Below are 21,035 nucleotides of genomic sequence, written 5' to 3'. Positions count from 1 at the left end.
GACCGTCCGTTTGCTCATCGGGAGCCACCCCCTCGCCGCGCGCCATGCCCCGCCGTGCCGGGTGAGACCGCGCCAGCACCGGGTCGAGCCGAGGACGCACCCTGCCGGGCGGCGGCCACGGCGAATATGGCCCGCTCAAGCGCGTACCCGCGGTCGTCGGAGCCACCCTTGACCTCGGCGTTGCAGTCGGCGGCCGCCCGCATCGCGTCGACCAGGCCCTCCGGGGTCCAGCCACGTCCCTGGCGCTGTGCTCGCTCGATCTTCCATGCGGGCATGCCGAGGCTGCTCGCGAGCTGGTACGCGCTGCCCCGCCCGGCCGAAGCGACCCGCGCGACCGTGCGCACGCCGTCGGCGATGGCGTCGGCGATCGGCACAGGGTCGACGCCGACGTGCAGCGCCCACCGCAGCGCCTCCAGCGCGCCCGGCACGTCGCCGACCATCGCCGCGTCAGCGACGGTGAAACCGCTGACCTCGGCGCGCCCCCGGTAGTAGCGGGCCACCGTGTCGGCGCCTATCCGACCGCCCGTGTCGGCCACGAGCTGCGAGCAGGCGGCGGCGAGCTCGCGCAGGTCGTTGCCGACGGCGGCGAGCAGTGCCTCGGCCGCGTCGTCGGTGCACCGCCCGCCCAGCCGCCTGAACTCGTCGCGCACGAACGCGACCCGCTCGCGGTTGCCCTTGAGCTTCATCGCCTGGACCACCGTGGCACCGGCCGACTTGAGACCGTCGGCGAGCGCCTTGCCCTTCGCCGCGCCAGGATGCGTGACCACGAGCGTGACGTCGGGCTCGGGCTGCTTCGCGTACGCCAGCAGGGCCGCCGTCAGATCCTTTTTGGCGTCCTGCCCATTGCGGATCACGAGCACCCGGCGCCCGCCGAAGAGCGAGGGACTGATCATCTCCGCGATCTCGCCGGGACTGAGCGCACCACCCTCGTACTCCCGCAAGTCGGCACCGGGATCGGCGGCCCGTGCGGTCTCGACGGCGTGAGCCACGGCTCGGGTGACCAGTAGCTCCTCGTCTCCAGAGACGAGCACGATCGAGTCGGTGGCTCCTACAGTCACGCAGCCCATACTTGCACGGCTGATCGTTTGAGTATCACGTTCGCTCACTCGATCGGGTTGTCGACGCATCGCTCACCGCCAAAGCGGACAAATCACTACGGCGGACCGCGTCCTCGGGTCGCGACGGCGAGCTGCCCCGTGGCGGTACGCACCGCCGCAAGGTCACCGTCCACATCGGTGCGCAGCACCCGCGCGCCGCCGCGTGCCAGGCGGCCGAGCACTGCCGGGCTGGGATGGCCGTATCCGTTGTCGACGCCCACCGAGACGAGCGCGAGCGCGGGATCCACCGCGTCGAGGAACTCGGGATCCTGGTAGCTCGAACCGTGGTGGGCGACCTTCAGCACATCCGCGCGCACGCCCGCCGCACCCATCTGGTCGAGGAGCGCGCGCTGCTCCTCGCTCTCCGCGTCACCGGCCAGCAGCACGCTCAGCCCGCCGGCCGAGACGCGCACGACCAAGGAGTTGTTGTTGGGATCGGAACGCGTGCCGCGCATCTCGTGTGGCGGCCCGACCACCTCGACCCGCACCCGGCCCACCATGCGGGACCAACCCGCGGTCGCCGCCTCGACCGGCACCCGCTTGACGGCGGCGGCCCGCGTCACGAGGTCGCGCCCATACGCCGGCTCGTGCCACGCCGTGGTCACCACCGTGCCGACCGACCGTCCACGCAGGACGCCCTCGAGCCCGCCGACGTGGTCGGCGTGGAAGTGGGTGACCGCCAGCAGGGGCACCGCGCGCACGCCGTGACGCCGGAGGCATTGATCGGCGGAAGCCGGCTCGGGCCCCGCGTCGATCACCACCGCCTGCCCCGGGGCGACCGGCACCAGGGCCATGTCGCCCTGCCCCACCGAGCACACCGCGATGAACCAGCCGCCGGGTGGCCAGCCGGACGCCACGAGTCGCACGGGCAGCGCGCCGATCACGACCGCCACCGCCACCACCGCCGTGAGCCGGCGCACGAGCCGGCGGCGCGCCGCGATCAGGAATGCCACCGACAGCGCACCGAGCAGCAGCGCGCCCGACAAGCCGTCAGGCCACGGGAGGTTGCCGGAGGGGACGCGGGCTCCGAAGCGGGCAACCGTCACCAGCCACCACGCCGGCCAGCCACCGAGCCAGGCGGCGAACTCCGCGCCCGCCGGCCAGACCGGCGAGACGACCGCCGCGCCCACGCCGAGGAGCGTCGCGGGTGCGATCGCGGGGACAGCGAGCAGGTTTGCCGGCACCGCCACCAGGCTCACCGTGCCGGAAAGCCCGGCCACGACCGGCCCGCAGGCGAACTGCGCGGCGGCCGGGACGGCGAGCGCCTCCGCGGCCCCGGCTGGCACACCCGCCCGGCGCAGCCCGTCGCGCCAGCGCGGCGCCAGCAGGAGGAGGCCGCCGGTGGCCAGCACCGAGAGCGCGAACCCGGCGTCGCCGGCCAACTCGGGATCCCACACCAGGAGCACCGTCACCGCCGCCGCCAGAGCGGGCACGGCAGCGCGGGGTCGCCCGCTGGCGAGGGCGATCAGGCCGATGGCGCCCATCGCGCCCGCACGCACGACGCTTGGCGATGGGCGGGCCAGGATCACGAAGCCGGCGAGCGCGACCGCGCACAGCGCCGCCGAGAGCCACGGGCTGGCGCGCGCCCATCGCGCCAGCAACAGCACCGCGCCGATGACGATCGCTACATTGGCGCCGCTGACCGCGACAAGATGCGTCATGCCGGTGGCCCGGAAGTCGTCGTCGACGGCCGGCTCCAGCCGGCTGGTGTCGCCGACCACGAGGCCGGGCAACAGCCCGCCAGGATCGTCGGGCAGCGGCTCGCAGGCGCGCTGGAGACCGGCGCGGAGCGCTCCGGCGGCCCGCTGCGCCCACGACGGCTGGCCGTCGCGCACCGGCGGGCCGGTGGCCGAGAGCATCGCCGCGCTGAGGTCGCCGCGGCCGGCCGGGAGCAGCCGCCCGGTCGCCGACAACCGCTGGCCCGGCAGGAGGTCACGCCACTGTGGATCGCTGGCGAGCACGATGACCCGCGTCCGCACGGCGATCGCCCGATCAGCCGAACGCGCCTCCCCCGATAGGCGTAGGCCCCGGAGATGGGCGGCGACAAGGTAGGTCTGCGGACGGCCGGCGAGCGAACGGACCGGCCGCGGATCGTCGCGGACGACCAACTCGGCGTCGACGCGCGTGTGCTCGCGGACCAGCGCGGCGACGGGCTCGGCGTCGCGGGTGGCCACCCGGGCCGCGGTCGCGGCGCTCCCGCACACGACGCCGAGCAGCACGCTCGCGACGATCCAGCCGTGCGGCAACGCCCGCCGCCGCATGACCACGGCCACGGCGACGGCGGCCAGCGCGGCGGCAGCGGCGGCAGCGACGGCGCCGCGCACCGGGATGTAGAGGGCGGCCAGTGCGGACAGCCACGTCGCCATCGCCAGACCGGCCAGCCGCAGATCCGGCACCCGGTCATCCCGAGCGCCGGAACCGCCCGGCCCAGACGGCAGCCGCCCGTCAACGGAGCGGACACCGCCCGGCCAAGACCGTGGCCGCCCACCACCGGAGCGGGAACCACCCGGCCCAGGCTGCTGCCGCCCACCGTCGGGGCTGGGCCTGTCTGGGCCGCTCACACCGTCACCAGGTCCTTGAGCTGCTCGTAGCGCGTGTCGCCGATGCCCTCGACCTGTCGCAGGTCGCTCACCGTGCGAAACGGGCCGTTCTTTTCGCGGTGGTCGAGGATGCGCTGTGCGAGCACCGGACCGACGCCGGGCAGGGAGTCGAGCTGGGCGAGCGTGGCGGTATTGAGGTTGACCTTGCCGCCCGCGGCGGCACCACCGGGCGGGCCGGCGGGTGGTGCCTCGCCGGGAGCGCCCGGCGGAGCGGACACGCCGACCAGGATCAGCTCGCCGTCGGTCACCTTGCGGGCGAGGTTGAGCAGCGCGATGTCGGTGCCGGGCAGCACGCCGCCGGCCGCGGTGAGCGCGTCGGCCACGCGGGCGCCCTCGGGGAGCCGCACGAGGCCGGGCTTGCGGACCTTGCCGGCCACGGCCACCACGACCTCGGCGCCGCCCGCGGACGAAGCCGCCTGCGCCGGCTCGGCGCCTCCGGTGGCCGCGGGCACCGGCTCGGCGGCGACGGGCTCGGCGCGCGGCCGGGAAAACCAGGCGATGGCCCCCGCGACGAGCACGACGACGGCCGCCACCGCCGCGAGCGCCCGCACCCCGCGCCGCCCAGGATCGAAGGCCGACCCACCACCCGCTCGGCTCGGCCGCCCAGGCTCCAAGACCGACCCACCGGCTCGGCTCGGCCGCCCGGAACCAACGGCCGACCCACCAACCCCGCTCGGCCGCCCAGACTCGCCATCTTCTGCTCCAGCGGACAGTGCGGCAGCGCGGCCGGCCGCGGCAGGCGGCGGCACCGGCGCTCGGCCACTCGCCGCGACCGCTGAGGGCTCGTCACTCAGGCGCATGAGCCGCTGCCGCACGGCCGCTTGGTCTTCGCTCGATCCCCTGGGCACGGCCATGACGCTAGGCCCGGCACACCGTCCGGCGTGGCGCCGTCAGCGTCGTCTGTGGACAACGAGCCCGGTTGTGGAAAAGCGCCTGATCAACGCCGAACGTGCTATGAGCAAAGCCCTAGCCGCCGCGATGGATGACGATGCCGAGCAAGCCGGGGCCCACGTGGGCGGCGACGACGGCGCCCACCTCCGTCACGTACCGCTCGTGGAGGCGCTCCCCAAGCCGCTCGCTCAGCGCGTCGGCCAGCGCCGCCGCACGGTCGCCGGCGCCAAGGTGGTGCACCGCGGCGTCCACATCGGACTCTCCGGCCGTCTCCACCGCCAGGTCGACCAGGCGGGCCAGGCCGCGGCTGGCCGTGCGAACCTTGTCGCGGAGCACGATCGCGCCGTCCGAGACGTGCAGGATCGGCTTGACCGACAGCGCGGTGCCGAGCAGCGCCGAGGCGGGCCCGATGCGGCCACTGCGGCGGATGAACTCAAGCGTGTCGACGTACAGCAGCGTGGTGGTGCGGTCGATGGCGTCGGCGGCCGCGCGGCGTACCCCATCCAGGTCGGCGCCCTCGGCGGCGGCCGCGGCGGCCGCGAGCACCGGGAAGCCCAGGCCCATGCCCGTCGATCGTGCGTCGACGACCGCGACGCGCTCGCCCACCTCGGCCGCGGCGAGGGTGGCGGACTCGACCGTGCCGGACAGTGCGGCGGAGAGGTGCACCGAGACGACGCCCGGGGCGCCCGCGTCGAGCAAGCGGCGGTACGCGGAGACGAACAGCTCCGGCGACGGCCGCGAGGTCGTCACGGCGACCCGCCGCGCGCCCAGTGCCCGGGCCACCTCGGCGGGCGTGGCGTCCAGGCCCTCGCGGCCCTCGACCCCGTTGATCACGACGGTGAGCGGGACGACCGTGACGTCGTGCCCGGCGGGAAGGTACGCGGTGGAATCGGTGACAACCGCGACGCGCATGCGGGCACCGTAGCGGATCAGATGGTCAACGCGACACGATCTCGGTGACCTCGAACGGCGTCCCCTGCTGGCACGTGGACATCATGTCCTTCCGCACCTGCCCACGGACCGTGAGGGTGGCGCCGATCCGCAGGTCGTCGCGGTTGATCCCGGGGCCGGGCATCAGCAGGTACTGGTCGATCAACCGGCACCCCATCTCGACGCCCTGCACGACCGTGCCGCTGATCTCGATCGTCGTGCCGCCCGAGCGCTTGCCCGACGGAGTGGGCGTCGGCAGGTCTTCGGGAAAGGACGGGCTAGCGGACGGGCTCACCGTGCCTCCTCCTCCGGGATCGTCCGAGTCGGTGCCGGCACAGCCGCCGAGCAACGCGGCGGCCACTACGAGAACGGCGAGAGCCCGGCGAATACCCATGTCAGATGCGACGCTGCCCGACCGCACGTGGTTCCTCAGACGGGAGACGGAGTCGGGCGGTGCGCGGACGGCCCGGTGTTGTGGGCGCGCAGCCACCACCCGCGCACGTGGTCATGGCCGAGCTCGGTCCAGTGGCAGTTTTGCAACGGTCCGACCCGGCGCAGCACCTCGCTCGACCAGCCGAGCAGAAAGCCGCACCCCTGCCGCGCCGCCCCGCCGTGGGTGGCCACGACCACCGTGCCGCCGGGCACCTGGTCGGCCGCCTCCTGGAGCGCCTGCCCCACCCGTTTGCCCAGGTCGTCGAGGGTCTCCACGTCGCAGCCCTGTGGCTGCTCACCGGCCCGCCAGCGGGCGTGCTCGGTCGGGAAACGCTCGGCCACCTCGGCCATCGTGAGGCCCTGCCACTTGCCGTACGAACGCTCGCGCAGCCGCGCGTCGGTGCGCACCGGCAGGCCGGTCAGCGCGGCCAGCGCGGCGGCGGTGTCGGCGGCCCGCCGCAGGTCGCTCGCCACGATCGCGTCGGGGTGAAAGCCGGCCAGCAGCGGCGCGGCCGACTCCGCCTGCTCACGACCGAGGTCATTGAGAGGAGTGTCCGTCTGGCCTTGGACGCGATCTGTCGCGTTCCAGTCGGTATTGCCGTGGCGCCAGACGATCAGACGGGTCATTCCGCCTCTACCAGGGCGCGATCCACGAACGGGATCGTCGGGCAGTCCTTCCACAACCGGTCGAGGGCGTAGAACTCGCGCTCCTCGGTGTGCTGCACGTGCACCACGATGTCGACGTAGTCGAGCAGGACCCAGCGCCCGGACCGCTCGCCCTCACGCCGCACCGGCTTGGCCTTTTCCGGGAGGCTGACGAGAGCCTCCTCGATCGCGTCCACGATCGCCTGGACCTGCCGCTCGTTGGGCGCGGAGGCGAGCACGAAGGCGTCGGTGATGACCATCTGCTCGGCCACGTCGATGATGACGATGTCCTGCGCCTTCTTGTCGGCGGCGGCCTGGGCGGCGCTCAGCGCCATCTCACGGGCGCGCTCGGATGCACTCACCCGACTAGCCTCTCACACCGGCTCTCGTACCGCGCAGCGGTAAAGGCGACAAATCATCTGTAAAGGCGCCTCTTGGCGATGTACTGCACCACACCGTCGGGCACGAGGTACCAGACCGGCTTGCCCATCGCGACGCGCGCCCGGCAGTCGGTCGACGAGATGGCCATGGCCGGCACCTGCACCAGGCTGACCGTGTCGGCGGGCAGGTGGTCGTCGGAGAGCGCGAACCCGGGCCGCGTGACCCCGATGAAGTGCGCCATCTCGAACATCTGGTCGGTGTCTTTCCAGGACAGCATCTTCTGAAGCGCGTCGGCCCCGGTGATGAAGTAGAGCTGGGCCTTGGGGCCGTACTCGGCACGCAGGTCACGGAGGGTGTCAACGGTGTAGGTGGGGCCATCGCGGTCGATGTCGACGCGGCTGACGTGAAACTGCGGGTTGGAGGCGGTGGCGATCACCGTCATGAGGTAGCGGTCTTCGGCGGGGCTCACCGCGACGTCCGCCTTCTGCCACGGCTCGCCGGTGGGCACGAAGACCACCTCGTCGAGCGAAAACCGGTTGGCCACCTCGCTCGCCGCCACGAGGTGCCCGTGGTGGATCGGGTCGAATGTGCCACCCATGATGCCGATCCGCCGCGTATCGTCCGCCATGGCCGAAATCGTAAGCGCGGTCGGTCAGCCGCGGGCGGCGAGGGCGCGACGCAGGTCGTCGTCGGCGTCGATCACCACCCGGCGGAGTCCCGGCTCCAGGTCGTCGCGGGCCAGCAGCGCCGCGGCCGCTTTCCGGGTGGACGCCGCCACGGCGTAACGGGGAAACGCGCGCTTGGCGACCGCGTCGGCGACCCATGGGGTACGCCGCCGCGCGGCGGCCGGCATGTCGGCGAAGTAACGCTCCACATAGGACTGGGTGAGGTCGGCCTGCTCCGGATGCCAGAAGCCCTCGGCGTGCGCCTCGACGAGCCGGTTGGAGAGCGCGGTCTCTTCGGCGATGACCCGCCAGGCCCGCTCCTTGGCGGCCGCGTCGGGCAGTGCGGCACGGCACCGCGCGGCCCACTGCTCACCGGTCGCGCTGTGGTCGGCGGCCAGCTCCGCGTCGATCTTGTCGGGACCGGCCGCGCCAAGCACCACCAGCCGGTAGCACAGGGCCCACCGCAGGTCGGTGTCGATCCGCAGCCCCTCGGGCACGCCCTTGCGCTTGAGCCAGCCGGCGAGGCGGCGCGCGTCGGTGCTCGCCTCGATCAGCCCACGCGCCGCGGCGAGCTGGAGCGACCCGCCGGGCGGCGCGCTGGTGAGCAGCCGGTCGCAGGCCATCGCCACCGGCTGGAGCGCGATCTCCCGCGGCACCGGATCGAGGTAGCGGTCGAGCAGGTCACGAGCCATGCCCAGCACCCCTTCGACCACCACGGGCTCGGTCTCCAGCGGCAGCGCGGTCACCACGAGCGCGACGAGGTCGGCGGGTGAGCTTTCGCCGTCGCGTACCGAGTCGACGACGGTGGACCACAGCACGGCACGGTCGAGCGAGTCGTCGAGCCCCGGCAGGATCCGCGTGGCCGCGGCGCCCGACGCGGCGTCGAGGCGCACCTTGGCGAACGTCAGGTCGCCGGAGTTGACGAGCAGCAGATCGGCCACCGGCTCGCCGGCCAGCTCGGCCACGGAGGTGCGCTCGCCCGCGACGTCGACGGGCACCACCCGGCGCAGCACCGATCCGTCGTACACGCCGAGGCCCACCCGGTGTGGCCGGGGCGCGCCCGTCTGTGCGATGTGGACGCTCTGGTATCGACCATCCACAGTGGCCACGTCGATGCGCAGCGTGTCGACGCCCGACCGCCGCAGCCACACGTCGGCCCAGCCGCTCAGGTCGCGACCGCTGGCCGCGGAGAGCGCGGCGAGCAGGTCGGCGAGCGTCGCGTTGCCGAACCGGTGGGCGGCGAAGTGCGCCCGCAGGCCGGCGAAGAACGCCTCGTCGCCCAGCGAGGCGACAAGCTGGCGGAGCACCGAGGCGCCCTTGGCGTACGAGATGCCGTCGAAGTTGAGCAGCGCGTGCGCCGCGTCGACGACGTCCTCCGGCGCCACCGGATGGGTGGACGGGCGCTGGTCGGCGGCGTAGCCGGAAGCCTTGCGCCGCAGGCCGAACGTGGTCCACGCCCGGTCGAAGCGGGTCGACTCGGCGGTCACCCGCACCCCGAGGTACTCCGCGAAGGACTCGTTGAGCCAGAGATCGTCCCACCACCGCATGGTCACCAGGTCGCCGAACCACTGGTGTGCCATCTCGTGCGCGATCACCACGGCGCGCCACTCGCGGTCGCCGTCGGTCACCGCCGAGCGGAAGAGGTAATCGTCGCGGAACGTCACCAGGCCCGGGTTTTCCATCGCGCCCGCGTTGAACTCCGGCACGAACGCCTGGTCGTACTTGCCGAACGGGTAGCGCACCCCGAAGAGCTCGTGAAACCGGTCGAAGCACGCCTTGGTGATCGCGAAGATCTCTTCGGCGTCCTTGTCGAGGTGGGCCGCGAGCGAACGCCGGCAGAAGAGCCCGAGCGGGATGCCGTCATGCTCGTCGTGGCGCGCGTGGTAAGGCCCGGCGATCAGCGACATGAAGTAGGTGGCCAGCGGCGGCGTGGTCACGAACCGCCCGGCGCCGTCGCTCGCCCCGTTTGCCGCCACGAGCCAGCCCTCCGGCGCGCGCACGGAGAGGGTGAGCGGCGCCTTGAGGTCGGGCTGGTCGAAGCAGGCGAAGATCCGCTGTGCGGCGTCCAGGAAGGACATCGCGTACAGGTAGGTCTCGCCGTCGGCCGGATCGACGAAGCGGTGCAGCCCTTCGCCGGTGTTGGAATACGCCATCTCGGCCTCGACCACCAGCTCGTTGGCCTCGGCGAGCCCGGGCAGCGTCAGCCTGTTGCCGTCGAGCGTGGCTATGTCGAGCGCGGTGCCGTTGAGCCGCGCCGATCGCAGCTCGGCCGGCCTGATCTCGGCGAACGTCGAGGCGCCCGCCCGAGCCGCGCGGAACCGCACCGTCACGACGGAGTGGAACCGCTCTGGACCGCCGGTCACGTCCAGCTCCACGGTGTACGACTCGACGGTGAGCAGCTCTGCTCGCTCGGCCGCCTCGGCCCGGGTGAGGCTTCGCATCCGCTCATCCTGCCCGATCACGCGCGGTATAGCCTTCCTCGCGAACCGCCCTCGCGCGACGAGCGCAGCGAGGGCCAGGACAAAGGAGTACGCGATGGCCCAGCACCCCAAGGGTGATTTCGACCTGAGCCGGGCGGTGTGGCAGCGGGCCAAGGGCGACGAGTCGGAGAGCGCGGTCGAGGTCGCCTTCGTCGACGACCTCATCGGACTGCGCAACGCGGGTGAGCCGGACGGCCCGGTGCTGGTCTTCACCAAGGACGAGTGGGACGCTTTCGTGGGCGGCGCCCAGGACGGCGAGTTTGACATCGACTGACGGCCGCGCTCATCCCACGAGCTCGCGCACCGCGTGCATGCCGCTGATCCGGGGCGCGAGCCGGCGCAGCTGGAGCGCGAGGTTCATCGCGACGAGCACCGGCTCCTCGTCGGGCAGCTCGTATCCCATCCGGCGGCGCAGCCACTGCACGATCTCGGCCCAGCTGTAGAACGACGTCTCGCACCCCGGGTTGAGCGGCGGCGGAAAGCCACCCGGGCCCTGCCGCCCGACCGACCACAGCCGCACGATCTCGCGGGACCGCCCGATCCGGGCCGCGACGTCGGCGAGCGTGACCCAGTCGCCGGCGGCCACCCGCACCGGGCGCAGCCCGGCCGACTCGACGTCGCGCACGGCCGCCGTGACCGCCTCCGCCAGGCCGGGCGCGTGCCGCCGGACCACCACCGCGCCGACGCCCTCACGGAAGCCCGGTGCCGGGGCGAGCCCCTCGCACGACCGCAGGACGGCCTTACCCGGCACGCCCGCCACCACGAGCACGAACTCCTGAAGCGCCACAACCCACCTCCGGAATTTCCGGCCACCACGGCCTGGGTGCGCGGGCCTGGTCGAGCCGAGACGGGCGCCCGGCTGCTATCCGGGCCCGTCGCGGCCCGGCCATGCCCCTTCGAACCGACCACCAGCAAAGCCCACCCCCACGCCCCACCGGAGGAGCCAACACAGGGGCCAGCACCTGGCCCCCTGCTACTGTTGACGACATGCGTACGACGCTCCGGCACCTCGGCTGGTGGACCGCCTGACGGGCGGCCCACACGCGTTCACGCAGACCCAGACACTCGACGGCCGCCCCTCCGGGCGGCCGTTTCGCGTGCCCGGAGAAGGGCGGCTCCAGTACCCAGAAAAGGAGCTCGTCATGACGACCACCGCGACCCTCACCGGTTTCCAGCCCACCGGCCACCTCCACCTCGGCAACCTGCTCGGCGCCGTCCGTCCGGTCGTCGCCGCGCAGCGGCGGACGCGACCGGTGACCTTCGTGGCCGACCTGCACGCGATGACCATGCCCCACGATCCGGGCGAGCTGCGCCAGCTCACGCTCGAGGTGGCGACGCTGCTGCTCGCCGCCGGCGTCGACCCGGACCGGAGCCTCTTCTACCTGCAATCCCAGGTGCCCGAACACACCGAGCTGCACTACCTGCTGGAGTGCGCCACCCGCTACGGCGAGGCGCATCGCATGATCCAGTTCAAGGAGCGCGGGCGGGGGCGGAGCACCCGGCTGAGCCTGCTCACGTATCCCGTGCTGATGGCGGCCGACATCCTGCTGCACGACACGGCGGAGGTGCCGGTCGGCGACGACCAGCGCCAGCACGTGGAGCTGGCGCGCGACGTGGCGACCCGGTTCAACACCCACTATGGACAGACGTTCGTGGTGCCACGCGCGGTGAAACCCGAGGTCGCCGCGCGGGTGATGGATCTGTCGGACCCGAGCGCGAAGATGAGCAAGTCCAGGGGTGCGGCGGGCACGCTCTTCGTGCTCGACCCGCCTGAGGTGATCGAGCGAAAGGTGATGCGGGCGGTCACCGATTCGGGTGACACGGTCAGCTACGAGCCCGATGCCAGGCCGGGCGTGGCAAACCTGCTGGAGATCCTCGCCGGCTGCGCGGGCGGGTCACCCGCCGCGCTCGCGTCCGGCTTCACGTCGTACGGCGCGCTCAAGCGCGCCGCCGCCGAGGCCGTGGTAGCCACCGTCCGGCCGGTCCAGGCCCGTTTCACCGAGCTCTCGCGCGATCCGGGGTACGTGCGGAGGGTGCTCGCCGACGGCGCGGAGCGGGCCCGGGAGGTGACCGCCGACACGGTGCACCGGGCGCGCAAGGCAGTGGGATTGATCGCGTGACGCCGCCGAGATGGGGTACGCATGGGCCATGAGCAAGTCTCAGGACGCCGCTGAACGGCAGCACAGCCCCTGGCTGGTCCTCGCCACGCTCTGCCTCGGCTTCTTCATGATCTTGCTCGACACCACGATCGTCAACATCGCGATCCCGGACATGAGCGCCAGCCTCGACGCGTCGCTCGACCAGATCCTGTGGATCGTCAACGCCTACGTGCTGGTCTACGCCATCCTCCTGATCACCGCCGGCCGGCTCGGTGACCTGTATGGCCCCAAGCAGCTGTTCATCGTCGGCCTGGTGGTGTTCACGCTGGCCTCGGCCGCGTGCGGGTTCGCCACCAGCCCGGGGCAGCTCGTGGCCGCCCGCGTCGTACAGGGCGTGGGCGGCGCGCTGCTCACCCCGCAGACGCTCTCGGTGATCACGGTGATCTTCCCGCCGGAAAAGCGCGGCGCCGCGTTCGGCATCTGGGGCGGCGTGGCCGGCGTCGCGACGGTCACCGGCCCGACGCTCGGCGGCTACCTGGTCACCGACTGGGGCTGGGAGTGGATCTTCTTCGTCAACGTGCCGGTCGGCGCGGTCACCATCGCCCTCGCCGCGGTCGTGATGCCAAACCTCAAGCTCAACCGCCGCCACCGGCTCGACTGGACCGGCACCCTGCTGGCCACGGTCGGGCTTTTCCTCATCACCTACGGGCTGATCGAGGGCGAGTCACACCACTGGGGCGACGTGTGGGGGCCGATCACGATCCCGGAGGTGATCGGCGCCGGCGTGCTGGTGATGGTGGCCTTCTTCGTCCACCAGTACATGACCCGGGCGCAGGAGCCGCTCGTCCCCTTCTCGATCTTCTCGGACCGAAACTTCTCGCTGATGAACTGGGTTGTCGGCGCCATCGCGTTCGGCATGCTCGGGCTCTTCCTGCCCCTGGTCATCTACCTCCAGTCGGTGATCGGGCTGAGCGCGCTGCAAGCCGGCGTCGCGGTGGCGCCGATGTCGCTGCTCTCGATGGTGATCGCCCCGTTCGCCGGGCGCGCCGCCGACCGGATGGGCGGCAAGTGGATCCTGTTCACCGGGCTCACGCTGTGGTCGGTCGGCATGGGGCTGGTGGTCTGGCTGGCCCGGGCCGACGCCGGGCAGTGGAGCCTGCTGCCCGGCCTGCTCGTCGCCGGCGTCGGCCTCGGCATGACCTTCGCGCCGCTCCAGACGATCGCGATGCGCGACATCGCGCCGCAGGTCGCCGGCGCCGCCTCCGGCCTGATCAACACCAGCCGCCAGCTCGGCGGCGTGATCGGCTCGGCGGCCGTCGGCGCGCTGCTGCAAGCCCGGCTGGCGACCGACCTGCCCCAGGCCGCCCGAAACGAGGCCGGGACGCTGCCCCAGCGGTACCGCGACCAGTTCGTCGACGGTTTCAGCAACGCCAGCACGGGCAGCCTGCACGTCGGCGCGGGGCAGACCGGCGTGCCGCTGCCGCCCGGCCTTCCCGACCAGGTGCGGCAGGTGATCGCCGGGGCCGCGGAGAGGGCTTTCCGGGACGGCTTCACCCACGCGATGCGGCTGACGCTGATCCTCCCGCTGGTGATCCTCGCCACGGCGGCACTCTCCTGCCTCCTCATCCGCCGCCGCGCCCGCGCCGCCGAGCGCGAGCAGGACACCGCGCCGGCCGCGGTCGGCGGCTGACGCTCCTTCCCGGCGGCTTCTGCCTTCGTGACCCCGAAGCCCAATCCCGAAGATGTGAGCTACCGCGATGTCCGTCGTGGCCCCAGACCGCTGCTCCCGCGGCCTCACCCGTCCGCTGTTGCTCACGCTCACCCCGCCGGCTGCGCCGGCCCTCCGGGCCGGCGAGGTGTGCGCGCCCAACAGCGGAGGGCGGCTGTACGTCCGTGGCGATTTTTGGCCCCTGGAGGGGCATGTTTTCGCCACGGACACTCGTGTCCGGTGACCCCCGTCCCTGAGCCCGCACGCCATCGGGGCCGGGCGGCCGGCGGGGTCAGGCGGCGACGAGGATGCGCTTTTCGAAGCCGTGCGCGGGCGTCTCGCCGTAGCCGGCCGAGCGGAGCAGCGCCAAAGCGGCCGGAAGGTAAACAGCCGCCTCCAGGCGCAGCACCACGTGCCCCGCGTCGAGGGCCATCTCCTCCAGGGCGGCGAGCATCTGGCGCGCGATGCCCCGGCCCCGGAAGGCGGGCCGCACGTACATCCGGCGGATGGCGCCGACCTGCTTGTCGAGAGGCTGGAGCGCGCCGCATGCCACGGCCCGCCCGTCGACCACGCCGACGAGATGCTGGGCACCGTCTCCGAACGTGGGATCCAGCCCGCCGCCGGCCTCGCGGAGCTCCCGCTGCAACGCCGTAATCAATGTGCCCAACTCGGCGTCATCGACGGGGCGGGCTTCTATCAACACCAGTCCAAAGTAGCCGGACGCGATTTCCGACAGGTTTCGTGCATGTGGACCGGATACGGACACTATTCGTCCGTGGAGTCCGACTCCAAAACGGCGCCGCTGGTCGGGTCGCGTTGGGGCTGGCGGGCCTGGTGCGCGGCCAGGCGCTCCGCCGCGGTGGCCCGGGTCGAGGGCTCCTCCAGCCGGATGTCGGTGCCCCGCGGGCCGGACGTGTAGGCCCCGGCGGTCGGCTGCCAGTCGAACTCCCGCGCGCCGATCCGCACCAGGTCGCCAGGCTCGGCGCCGGCCTTGGCCAGCGCTTCCTCGACGCCGAGCCGCTCCAGCCGGTCGGCGAGGAAGCCCACCGCCTCGTCGTTGTCGAAGTTGGTCTGCCGCACCCACCGCTCGGGCCGCGGGCCGCGTACGACGTACGCCCCGTCCTCCTCGGTGACCGTGAACCCGGCGTCGTCGACCGCCGTCGGGCGGATCACGATGCGGGTCGGCTCGGGCGCGGGCGCCAGCTCACGGGCCTGCCGCACCAGGCCGGCCAGCGCGTACGTCAGCTCCTTGAGCCCCTCGCGCGTCGCCGTGCTCACCTCGTAGACGGGCAGCCCGCGCGCCTCGATGTCGGGGCGGGTGATCTCGGCGAGGTCGCGGGCGTCCGGCACGTCGATCTTGTTGAGCACCACCAGGCGGGGGCGGTCGGCGAGCCCTCCGTACTCGGCGAGCTCCGCCTCGATCGCGTCGATGTCGCTGAGCGGGTCACGGCCCGGCTCCAGCGTGGCGGCATCGACCACGTGCACGAGCACGGCGCACCGCTCGATGTGGCGCAGGAACTCGAGCCCGAGGCCCTTGCCCGTCGCCGCGCCCGGGATAAGCCCTGGCACGTCGGCGATGGTGAACGTGCTGTCGTCCACCCGCACCACGCCGAGGTTGGGCACGAGCGTGGTGAACGGGTAGTCGGCGATCTTGGGTTTGGCCGCGGAGATCACGGAGATCAGCGACGACTTGCCCGCCGACGGAAAGCCGACCAAGCCGACGTCGGCGACGCTCTTCAGCTCCAGCACCACGTCGAGCCGGTCGCCGGGCTCGCCAAGCTCCGCGAAGCCCGGCGCCTTGCGGCGGGAGCTGGCGAGCGCCGCGTTGCCCCGCCCGCCCCGGCCGCCGCGCGCGATCTCGATCGTCGTGCCGGCGCCGACCAGGTCGGCGATCGTCTCGCCGCCCGTGGTCTGCACCACCGTGCCGTCCGGCACCTTCAACACCAGGTCGGCACCCTTGGCGCCGTCACGGTTGGAGCCCTGCCCGCCCTTGCCGTTTTCCGCCTTGACGTGCGGCCGGAAGTGGAAGTCGAGCAGCGTGTGCACCTGCGGGTCGACGACGAACGACACGCTGCCGCCGTGCCCGCCGTCGCCGCCGTCAGGACCGCCGAACGGCTTGAACTTCTCCCGGTGGATGGAGACGCAACCGTGCCCACCGTCACCCGCCTGGAGGTGCAGCGTGACCCGGTCGACGAAGGTCGCCACGTCCCTATCCTTTCAACAAACACGACGAAGCGGGCCGGACACCAGCCCGGCCCGCTTCGGAAGCTGACGCTGTTACTGCTGCACCGGCACGATGCTGACGGTCTTGCGCCCGCGCTTGGTGCCGAACTGGACCGAACCCGCCGCCAGCGCGAAGAGCGTGTCGTCGCCGCCGCGGCCGACCAGGTCGCCGGGGTGGAACTTGGTGCCGCGCTGGCGGATCAGAATCTCACCCGCGCTGACGACCTGCCCGCCGAAACGCTTCACGCCGAGGCGCTTTGCCTCCGAGTCGCGACCGTTGCGCGAGCTGGAGGCACCCTTTTTGTGAGCCATGTCGCCTCGTCCTTACTTCCCGCTCGAGATGCCGGTCACCTTGACCTGGGTCAGCGGCTGACGGTGGCCCTGGCGCTTGTGGTAACCGGTCTTGTTCTTGAACTTGTGGATCCGGATCTTCGGGCCCTTGGTGTGGGCGGCGATCTCGGCGGAGACCGAGACCTTCGCCAGCTTGGCCGCGTCGGTGACCAGGTCGTCACCGTCGACGAGGAGCAGCGCGGGGAGCGTCACCGCATCGCCGGGCTCGCCGACGAGCTTCTCGACCTCGATCACGTCGCCCTCGGCGACCTTGTACTGCTTGCCGCCGGTCTTGACGATCGCGTACATCGGACGCGGACTCCCTGTCGCTAAGCGGATGATTTACGGGCACAAAAACCGGGCGCACTCAACGTGCGCCACCGGCAAGAATACGTCACCCACCCGCGCCGGACCAAATCAGCTGGCGCACAAGGTGTCGAGGCGCTGCTGGAGCTGGTCGAGCTTGGCACTGTTGACGCTGTCGATGTCGGCGCGCATCGTGCCGACCTCGTTGCCGATCTCGGTGAGCACCGTCCGCAGCCGCCCGTCGGTGGCCTTGGCCGCCTGCTCCTTCATCGCGTTGGACCACGTGGCGAGTGCCGCCTCGGCCTTCTGCCGGGCCTCGTACTCGGCCTTGCCGTCGCCCTCCCCGGCCGCCTTGAGCATCTTGCCCAGCTCGGCCAGGAACGTCGTGACCCCCTTGCCACTGGCCGCCAGCGCGTCGGCGCACACCTGCTTGGCGTTGCCGGCGGCCGGCCCGGTCTCGGTCACGTCCGGGGAGCCGCCGGTCGCGGCCGGCGTCGGGTCCGGCGCCACGGAAGCACCGCCACCCGAGGCCGACGCGGATGGCGAGGCGTCCGGCCGATCAGCCGAACACCCCGCCCCCGCCAATACGAGTGCGACTACGACCGCCAGCAGAGGGGATCGACCCATGGGGCAGAGCCTACGGGCGGGTACGCCGCCGGGCACCACCGCGCCGGGTGCGCCGCCGGCCACCCGAGCCGCCGGCCTCCTCGGCGTCGTCTTCCTCGTCGAACGCGTCGGGGTCGTCCGGGCCGGCCAGGCGCAACGGCTCGACCGCCTCGGTCACCACCGGCACGTCCTCCTCCAACGCGGTTTCGTAGCGCGACAGGTCGTACCCCATCGTCTCGTCCTCGTCGAAAGCCGGCGCCGCCTCGACCGGCTCGGCCGAGACGGAGGTGGCGGCGCCCTTGCGACCCCGCCGGCGCCCGCTGGTCACGCCCGAGGCGCCGTTGGCCGGCGGCTCGGTGCGCGGCGCCGCCGCGACCGCCTTGACCTTGTCGCCGGCCCCGGAGTTGGACGAGCCCGAGGGGTTCTTCACCGGCACCGGCTCGGTGTGGATGATCAGCCCACGACCCTTGCAGTGCTCGCAGGTCTCGCTGAACGCCTCCAGCAGCCCCGCGCCGATCCGCTTGCGGGTCATCTGCACGAGGCCGAGCGAGGTGATCTCGGTGACCTGGTGCTTGGTGCGGTCGCGCCCGAGGCATTCGGTGAGGCGGCGCAGCACGAGCTCGCGGTTGGACTCCAGCACCATGTCGATGAAGTCGATCACGACGATGCCGCCCAGGTCGCGCAGCCGCAGCTGGCGCACGATCTCCTCGGCCGCCTCCAGGTTGTTGCGGGTGACGGTCTCCTCGAGGTTGCCGCCCGCGCCGGTGTACTTGCCGGTGTTGACGTCGATGACCGTCATCGCCTCGGTGCGGTCGATGACCAGGTGGCCGCCGGAGGGCAGGAACACCTTGCGGTCGAGCCCCTTGAGGATCTGCTCGTCGATCCGCTTTTCGGCGAAGACGTCGACCGCACCGGCGTGCCGCCGCAGCCGCGCGACGAGGTCGGGCGAGACGTGTTGCAGGTACGACTCGACCATGTCGTACGCGCCGTCGCCCTGCACCACGAGCTCGCGGAAGTCTTCGTTGAACAGGTCGCGGACGACCCGGATGACCAGGTCGGGCTCCTCGTAGAGCAGCGCCGGAGCGCCACCCTCGGCGGCCCGCGCCTGGATCTCCTCCCACTGCGCCTGGAGGCGCTTGACGTCGCGGGCCAGCTCGTCTTCGCTGGCGCCCTCGGCGGCGGTGCGAACGATCACGCCGGCGCCGTCCGGCACGAGCTTCTTGAGCACGTCACGCAGGCGCTTGCGCTCGTTGTCGGGCAGTTTGCGGCTGATGCCGGAGGCGTTGCCGTGCGGCACGTACACGAGGTGTCGCCCGGAGAGGGCGATGTGGCTGGTGAGGCGCGCGCCCTTGTGGCCGATCGGGTCCTTGGTGACCTGCACGAGCACCGAGTCGCCGGACCGCAGGGCCTGCTCGATCGAGCGGGCCCGCCCCTCCAGGCCGGTGGCGTCCCAGTTGACCTCGCCCGCGTACAGCACGGCGTTGCGCCCGCGCCCCACGTCGACGAAGGCCGCCTCCATGCTGGGCAGGACGTTTTGCACCTTGCCGAGGTAGACGTTGCCGGCCATCGTGCCGGCCGAGGCGCGGGTCACGTAGTGCTCGACCAGCACGCCGTCTTCGAGCACGGCGATCTGGGTGCGGTCGCCGCGCTGGCGCACGACCATGACCCGGTCGACCGCCTCGCGGCGGGCCAGGAACTCCGACTCGCTCAGGATCGGCGGGCGGGTGCGGCGCTGCTCGCGCCCGTCGCGGCGGCGCTGGCGCTTGGCCTCGAGGCGGGTCGAGCCGGAGACGCCCTGCACCTCGTCGGAGCCGCGCCGCGGTTCGCGGATCTTGACGACCGTGGGCACGCCGTCGTCGGCGCCCGAGTCGACCTCGCTGGAGCCCTTGCGGCGCCGCCGGCGCCGGCGGCGGGTCAGCGGCTCGCCGTCGTCGTCCTCGTCGTCCTCCTCGTCGGCCGCCTCGGCCGCGGCCTCGTCCTCGTCGGCCTCGTCGTCGGCGGGGCCGCGCCCGCGGCCCCGGCCACGCCGACCACGGCGCCGCCGGCGGCGGCCGGCGGCGTCTTCGTCCTCGTCGTCTTCCTCGTCTTCCTCGGCCTCCGCGGTGGTGCTCTCCGCGGTGACCTCCGGCTCCGCGTCCACCGTTTCGGTGGTACGCCGTCCGCGGCGCCGCCGGCGCGAGGGCTCGGCGGTCTCGGTGGCCTCCTCGGTGGCGGCCGCCACGGGGGCGGGCTCGGGCTCGGCGGCGGGCTCCACGACCTTCTCCGCGCGCGCCTTGCGGGTGGCCTTGGCGGGCGGCTGGTCCTCCACCTCGGGCGGCATGAAGAGCACGGTCGGTGCGGACAGCGCGGCCCGGCGGCGCCGGCTCGACGACTCTTCGGCGGGGGGCGCCTCGACCTCCGCCGGCTCGGTAACCACGGCCTCGGCGGCCGGCTCGGTCAGCGGCTCGGCCGCGGGGGCTGCCTTCTTCCGCCTGGTACGCGTGGTCTTGGCCGGGGCGGCCTCTTCGACAACCGGCGCGGCTTCCGCCACGACTTGTGGCGCCGCGTCCGATTCATCCGGTACGACCGCCTTGCGCCGCCTCCGGGTCGGTGTGGCCGCCTCCGTGCCCGGCTCGGCGGGCTCGGCCGCCTTGCGCCGGGTTGTCCGGGTGCGCTTGGTAGGGGTGCTGCTTTCGGCGGTATCGCCGGCCGGCTCTGAACCGGTCCGGTCACCGCCCTCTGGCTCGTTGTCGAGCATGGGCGTTCTCCAGTTCTGGCGGCCCCGGGCGCGGGTGAGCGCTGCCACGCAGGGTCGCCGCAAAGTGTTTCCGGCGGCTCGCCCTCTCGGGCTGGCCACCGAAGTCTGCCTGCTGAGCGCTGGCCGGAGGCCGGCTAGCGTTCACCGATGGGTATCTCGTCGCGATCCGCCTCCAACGGATCGACGATCGCCCCCTGCGCGGTCAGCGTGCCCTGCGCCAGCCGGGTCGCCCGAGGGGGCACCGGCGGCTCCAGGTCGGCCACCACGCGGAGGCCGGCAAGAACGTCATCGGGCCGTACGGACGGGGTGACCTGCCGTACGACTAGGTCGAGTATCGCACACGGTACGGCCGTGACCTCGCTAGGTGCCGCCGACTGAGAGATCACAGAGATGGCGGCCACTGCCCCGCGCGTGTCGAACGTGCGGCGGCCCTGCTTTGTGAGGCGCTCCACGAGCACCTCCTCGGCGGCCGTGAACGCGGCCACCGCGTGCCCCAGCGTGTCGGGTGCGACACCGGGGAGCTCGATCCGCCACGACGAGGCGTCGATCCGGTCGGCGAGGCTGGTGCCCGGCCGCGCCTCGACCGCGTCGAGCACGTCCAGGCCGGGCGAGAGGGCGGCGTCGAGCGACTCGCGGACCACGGCCGGGTCGGTCGCCGCCTGGAGGCCGATCTCCAGGTACTCCGCCTCGCTGGCCACCCCGGTCGGCGCTGCCGAGGCGTACGAGATCTTGGGGTGCGGGGTGAAGCCCTGCGAGAAGGCGATCGGCACTCCGGCCCGGCGTACCGCCCGCTCGAACGCGCGGGCGAAGTCGCGGTGCGAGGTGAACCGGAGCGGGCCACGCTTGGCGTACCGGATCCGGATCCGCTGCACGACCGGCGCCTGGCCCCCTTCCGGCTGTGGTTT

General features: G+C 72.7%; 19 protein-coding genes and 1 pseudogene. 3 read left to right on the top strand and 17 right to left on the bottom strand.

Going from position 1 to position 21,035, the window contains the following annotated elements; translation table 11 throughout:
- Nucleotides 1–92: 92 nt before the first annotated feature.
- The 9 genes and pseudogenes from holA to pepN all read right to left on the bottom strand — a co-directional run.
- Nucleotides 93–1,067 (bottom strand): annotated as a pseudogene (holA, locus tag ACTMTJ_RS25605) (DNA polymerase III subunit delta); the annotation flags it as partial.
- 86 nt (nt 1,068–1,153) lie between these two features.
- Nucleotides 1,154–3,493 (bottom strand): ComEC/Rec2 family competence protein, encoded by a 2,340-nt coding sequence (locus tag ACTMTJ_RS25600; RefSeq protein WP_441220265.1) that lies wholly within the window; start codon nt 3,491–3,493, stop codon nt 1,154–1,156.
- A 161-nt stretch (nt 3,494–3,654) separates the two neighbouring features.
- A complete protein-coding gene (locus ACTMTJ_RS25595; protein ID WP_441220264.1) occupies nt 3,655–4,551 on the bottom strand; it encodes a helix-hairpin-helix domain-containing protein in 897 nt (298 codons plus the stop codon).
- Nucleotides 4,552–4,663: 112 nt separating this feature from the next.
- The gene (locus ACTMTJ_RS25590; RefSeq protein WP_441220263.1) at nt 4,664–5,500 is read right to left on the bottom strand and encodes a DegV family protein; all 837 of its coding nucleotides are present in this window, start codon (nt 5,498–5,500) and stop codon (nt 4,664–4,666) included.
- 25 nt (nt 5,501–5,525) lie between these two features.
- Nucleotides 5,526–5,912 (bottom strand): hypothetical protein, encoded by a 387-nt coding sequence (locus ACTMTJ_RS25585; protein ID WP_441220262.1) that lies wholly within the window; start codon nt 5,910–5,912, stop codon nt 5,526–5,528.
- A gap of 35 nt (nt 5,913–5,947) precedes the next feature.
- A complete protein-coding gene (locus ACTMTJ_RS25580) occupies nt 5,948–6,577 on the bottom strand; it encodes a histidine phosphatase family protein (RefSeq protein WP_441220261.1) in 630 nt (209 codons plus the stop codon).
- Nucleotides 6,574–6,957 (bottom strand): ribosome silencing factor, encoded by a 384-nt coding sequence (gene rsfS, locus ACTMTJ_RS25575; protein WP_173155653.1) that lies wholly within the window; start codon nt 6,955–6,957, stop codon nt 6,574–6,576. The genes ACTMTJ_RS25580 and rsfS overlap by 4 nt, the downstream gene beginning before the upstream one ends.
- A gap of 53 nt (nt 6,958–7,010) precedes the next feature.
- On the bottom strand, nt 7,011–7,604 hold the full coding sequence (gene nadD / locus ACTMTJ_RS25570) for a nicotinate-nucleotide adenylyltransferase (protein ID WP_441220260.1): 594 nt from the start codon (nt 7,602–7,604) through the stop codon (nt 7,011–7,013).
- Between the two features lie 24 nt (nt 7,605–7,628).
- The gene (gene pepN, locus ACTMTJ_RS25565; protein WP_441220259.1) at nt 7,629–10,082 is read right to left on the bottom strand and encodes an aminopeptidase N; all 2,454 of its coding nucleotides are present in this window, start codon (nt 10,080–10,082) and stop codon (nt 7,629–7,631) included.
- Nucleotides 10,083–10,176: 94 nt separating this feature from the next.
- Here pepN and ACTMTJ_RS25560 point away from each other — a divergent pair, with 94 nt between their 5' ends.
- A complete protein-coding gene (locus tag ACTMTJ_RS25560; RefSeq protein WP_441220258.1) occupies nt 10,177–10,395 on the top strand; it encodes a DUF397 domain-containing protein in 219 nt (72 codons plus the stop codon).
- A 9-nt stretch (nt 10,396–10,404) separates the two neighbouring features.
- Here ACTMTJ_RS25560 and ACTMTJ_RS25555 read toward each other — a convergent pair whose 3' ends face one another.
- A complete protein-coding gene (locus ACTMTJ_RS25555) occupies nt 10,405–10,908 on the bottom strand; it encodes a helix-turn-helix transcriptional regulator (RefSeq protein WP_441220257.1) in 504 nt (167 codons plus the stop codon).
- Between the two features lie 355 nt (nt 10,909–11,263).
- Between ACTMTJ_RS25555 and trpS the strand changes: the two genes are divergently transcribed.
- The gene (gene trpS, locus ACTMTJ_RS25550; RefSeq protein WP_441220256.1) at nt 11,264–12,241 is read left to right on the top strand and encodes a tryptophan--tRNA ligase; all 978 of its coding nucleotides are present in this window, start codon (nt 11,264–11,266) and stop codon (nt 12,239–12,241) included.
- A 28-nt stretch (nt 12,242–12,269) separates the two neighbouring features.
- Nucleotides 12,270–13,910, top strand: a complete 1,641-nt coding sequence (locus ACTMTJ_RS25545; protein WP_441220255.1) for a DHA2 family efflux MFS transporter permease subunit — start codon at nt 12,270–12,272, stop codon at nt 13,908–13,910.
- A gap of 310 nt (nt 13,911–14,220) precedes the next feature.
- Here the strand turns inward: ACTMTJ_RS25545 and ACTMTJ_RS25540 are convergent, their stop codons facing one another.
- The 7 genes from ACTMTJ_RS25540 to ACTMTJ_RS25510 all read right to left on the bottom strand — a co-directional run bounded on the left by ACTMTJ_RS25540 (nt 14,221) and on the right by ACTMTJ_RS25510 (nt 21,002).
- A complete protein-coding gene (locus ACTMTJ_RS25540; protein WP_441220254.1) occupies nt 14,221–14,631 on the bottom strand; it encodes a GNAT family N-acetyltransferase in 411 nt (136 codons plus the stop codon).
- Nucleotides 14,632–14,693: 62 nt separating this feature from the next.
- Nucleotides 14,694–16,133 carry a GTPase ObgE gene (gene obgE / locus ACTMTJ_RS25535; protein WP_441220253.1) on the bottom strand — a complete coding sequence of 480 codons (1,440 nt, stop codon included), beginning with the start codon at nt 16,131–16,133 and terminating at the stop codon, nt 14,694–14,696.
- Nucleotides 16,134–16,205: 72 nt separating this feature from the next.
- Nucleotides 16,206–16,463: a 50S ribosomal protein L27 gene (gene rpmA, locus ACTMTJ_RS25530; RefSeq protein ID WP_441220252.1), complete on the bottom strand. Its 258-nt coding sequence runs from the start codon at nt 16,461–16,463 to the stop codon at nt 16,206–16,208.
- A 12-nt stretch (nt 16,464–16,475) separates the two neighbouring features.
- Complete coding sequence (rplU, locus tag ACTMTJ_RS25525; RefSeq protein WP_441220251.1) at nt 16,476–16,790, bottom strand: 50S ribosomal protein L21; 315 nt, start codon at nt 16,788–16,790, stop codon at nt 16,476–16,478.
- 108 nt (nt 16,791–16,898) lie between these two features.
- Nucleotides 16,899–17,297 (bottom strand): hypothetical protein, encoded by a 399-nt coding sequence (locus ACTMTJ_RS25520; protein ID WP_441220250.1) that lies wholly within the window; start codon nt 17,295–17,297, stop codon nt 16,899–16,901.
- A 127-nt stretch (nt 17,298–17,424) separates the two neighbouring features.
- The gene (locus tag ACTMTJ_RS25515) at nt 17,425–20,130 is read right to left on the bottom strand and encodes an Rne/Rng family ribonuclease (RefSeq protein ID WP_441220249.1); all 2,706 of its coding nucleotides are present in this window, start codon (nt 20,128–20,130) and stop codon (nt 17,425–17,427) included.
- A gap of 134 nt (nt 20,131–20,264) precedes the next feature.
- Nucleotides 20,265–21,002: a TIGR03936 family radical SAM-associated protein gene (locus ACTMTJ_RS25510; RefSeq protein WP_441220248.1), complete on the bottom strand. Its 738-nt coding sequence runs from the start codon at nt 21,000–21,002 to the stop codon at nt 20,265–20,267.
- Nucleotides 21,003–21,035: the final 33 nt, after the last annotated feature.

The organism is Phytohabitans sp. LJ34 (assembly GCF_052068095.1).
In the GTDB taxonomy this organism is placed as follows: Bacteria; Actinomycetota; Actinomycetes; order Mycobacteriales; family Micromonosporaceae; genus Phytohabitans.
Note: the sequence above shows the minus strand (reverse complement) of the source record. Positions and strands in the feature narration are given on the sequence as shown.

Coding starts and splice junctions, on each gene's coding strand:
- nadD (WP_441220260.1), bottom strand. CDS start 7,604: ATGGCGGACGATACGCGGCGGATCGGCATCATGGGTGGCACATTCGAC.
- ACTMTJ_RS25560 (WP_441220258.1), top strand. CDS start 10,177: ATGGCCCAGCACCCCAAGGGTGATTTCGACCTGAGCCGGGCGGTGTGG.
- rpmA (WP_441220252.1), bottom strand. CDS start 16,463: ATGGCTCACAAAAAGGGTGCCTCCAGCTCGCGCAACGGTCGCGACTCG.
- pepN (WP_441220259.1), bottom strand. CDS start 10,082: ATGCGAAGCCTCACCCGGGCCGAGGCGGCCGAGCGAGCAGAGCTGCTC.
- ACTMTJ_RS25545 (WP_441220255.1), top strand. CDS start 12,270: ATGAGCAAGTCTCAGGACGCCGCTGAACGGCAGCACAGCCCCTGGCTG.
- ACTMTJ_RS25515 (WP_441220249.1), bottom strand. CDS start 20,130: ATGCTCGACAACGAGCCAGAGGGCGGTGACCGGACCGGTTCAGAGCCG.
- ACTMTJ_RS25595 (WP_441220264.1), bottom strand. CDS start 4,551: ATGGCCGTGCCCAGGGGATCGAGCGAAGACCAAGCGGCCGTGCGGCAG.
- ACTMTJ_RS25585 (WP_441220262.1), bottom strand. CDS start 5,912: ATGGGTATTCGCCGGGCTCTCGCCGTTCTCGTAGTGGCCGCCGCGTTG.
- ACTMTJ_RS25590 (WP_441220263.1), bottom strand. CDS start 5,500: ATGCGCGTCGCGGTTGTCACCGATTCCACCGCGTACCTTCCCGCCGGG.
- rplU (WP_441220251.1), bottom strand. CDS start 16,790: ATGTACGCGATCGTCAAGACCGGCGGCAAGCAGTACAAGGTCGCCGAG.
- trpS (WP_441220256.1), top strand. CDS start 11,264: ATGACGACCACCGCGACCCTCACCGGTTTCCAGCCCACCGGCCACCTC.
- ACTMTJ_RS25580 (WP_441220261.1), bottom strand. CDS start 6,577: ATGACCCGTCTGATCGTCTGGCGCCACGGCAATACCGACTGGAACGCG.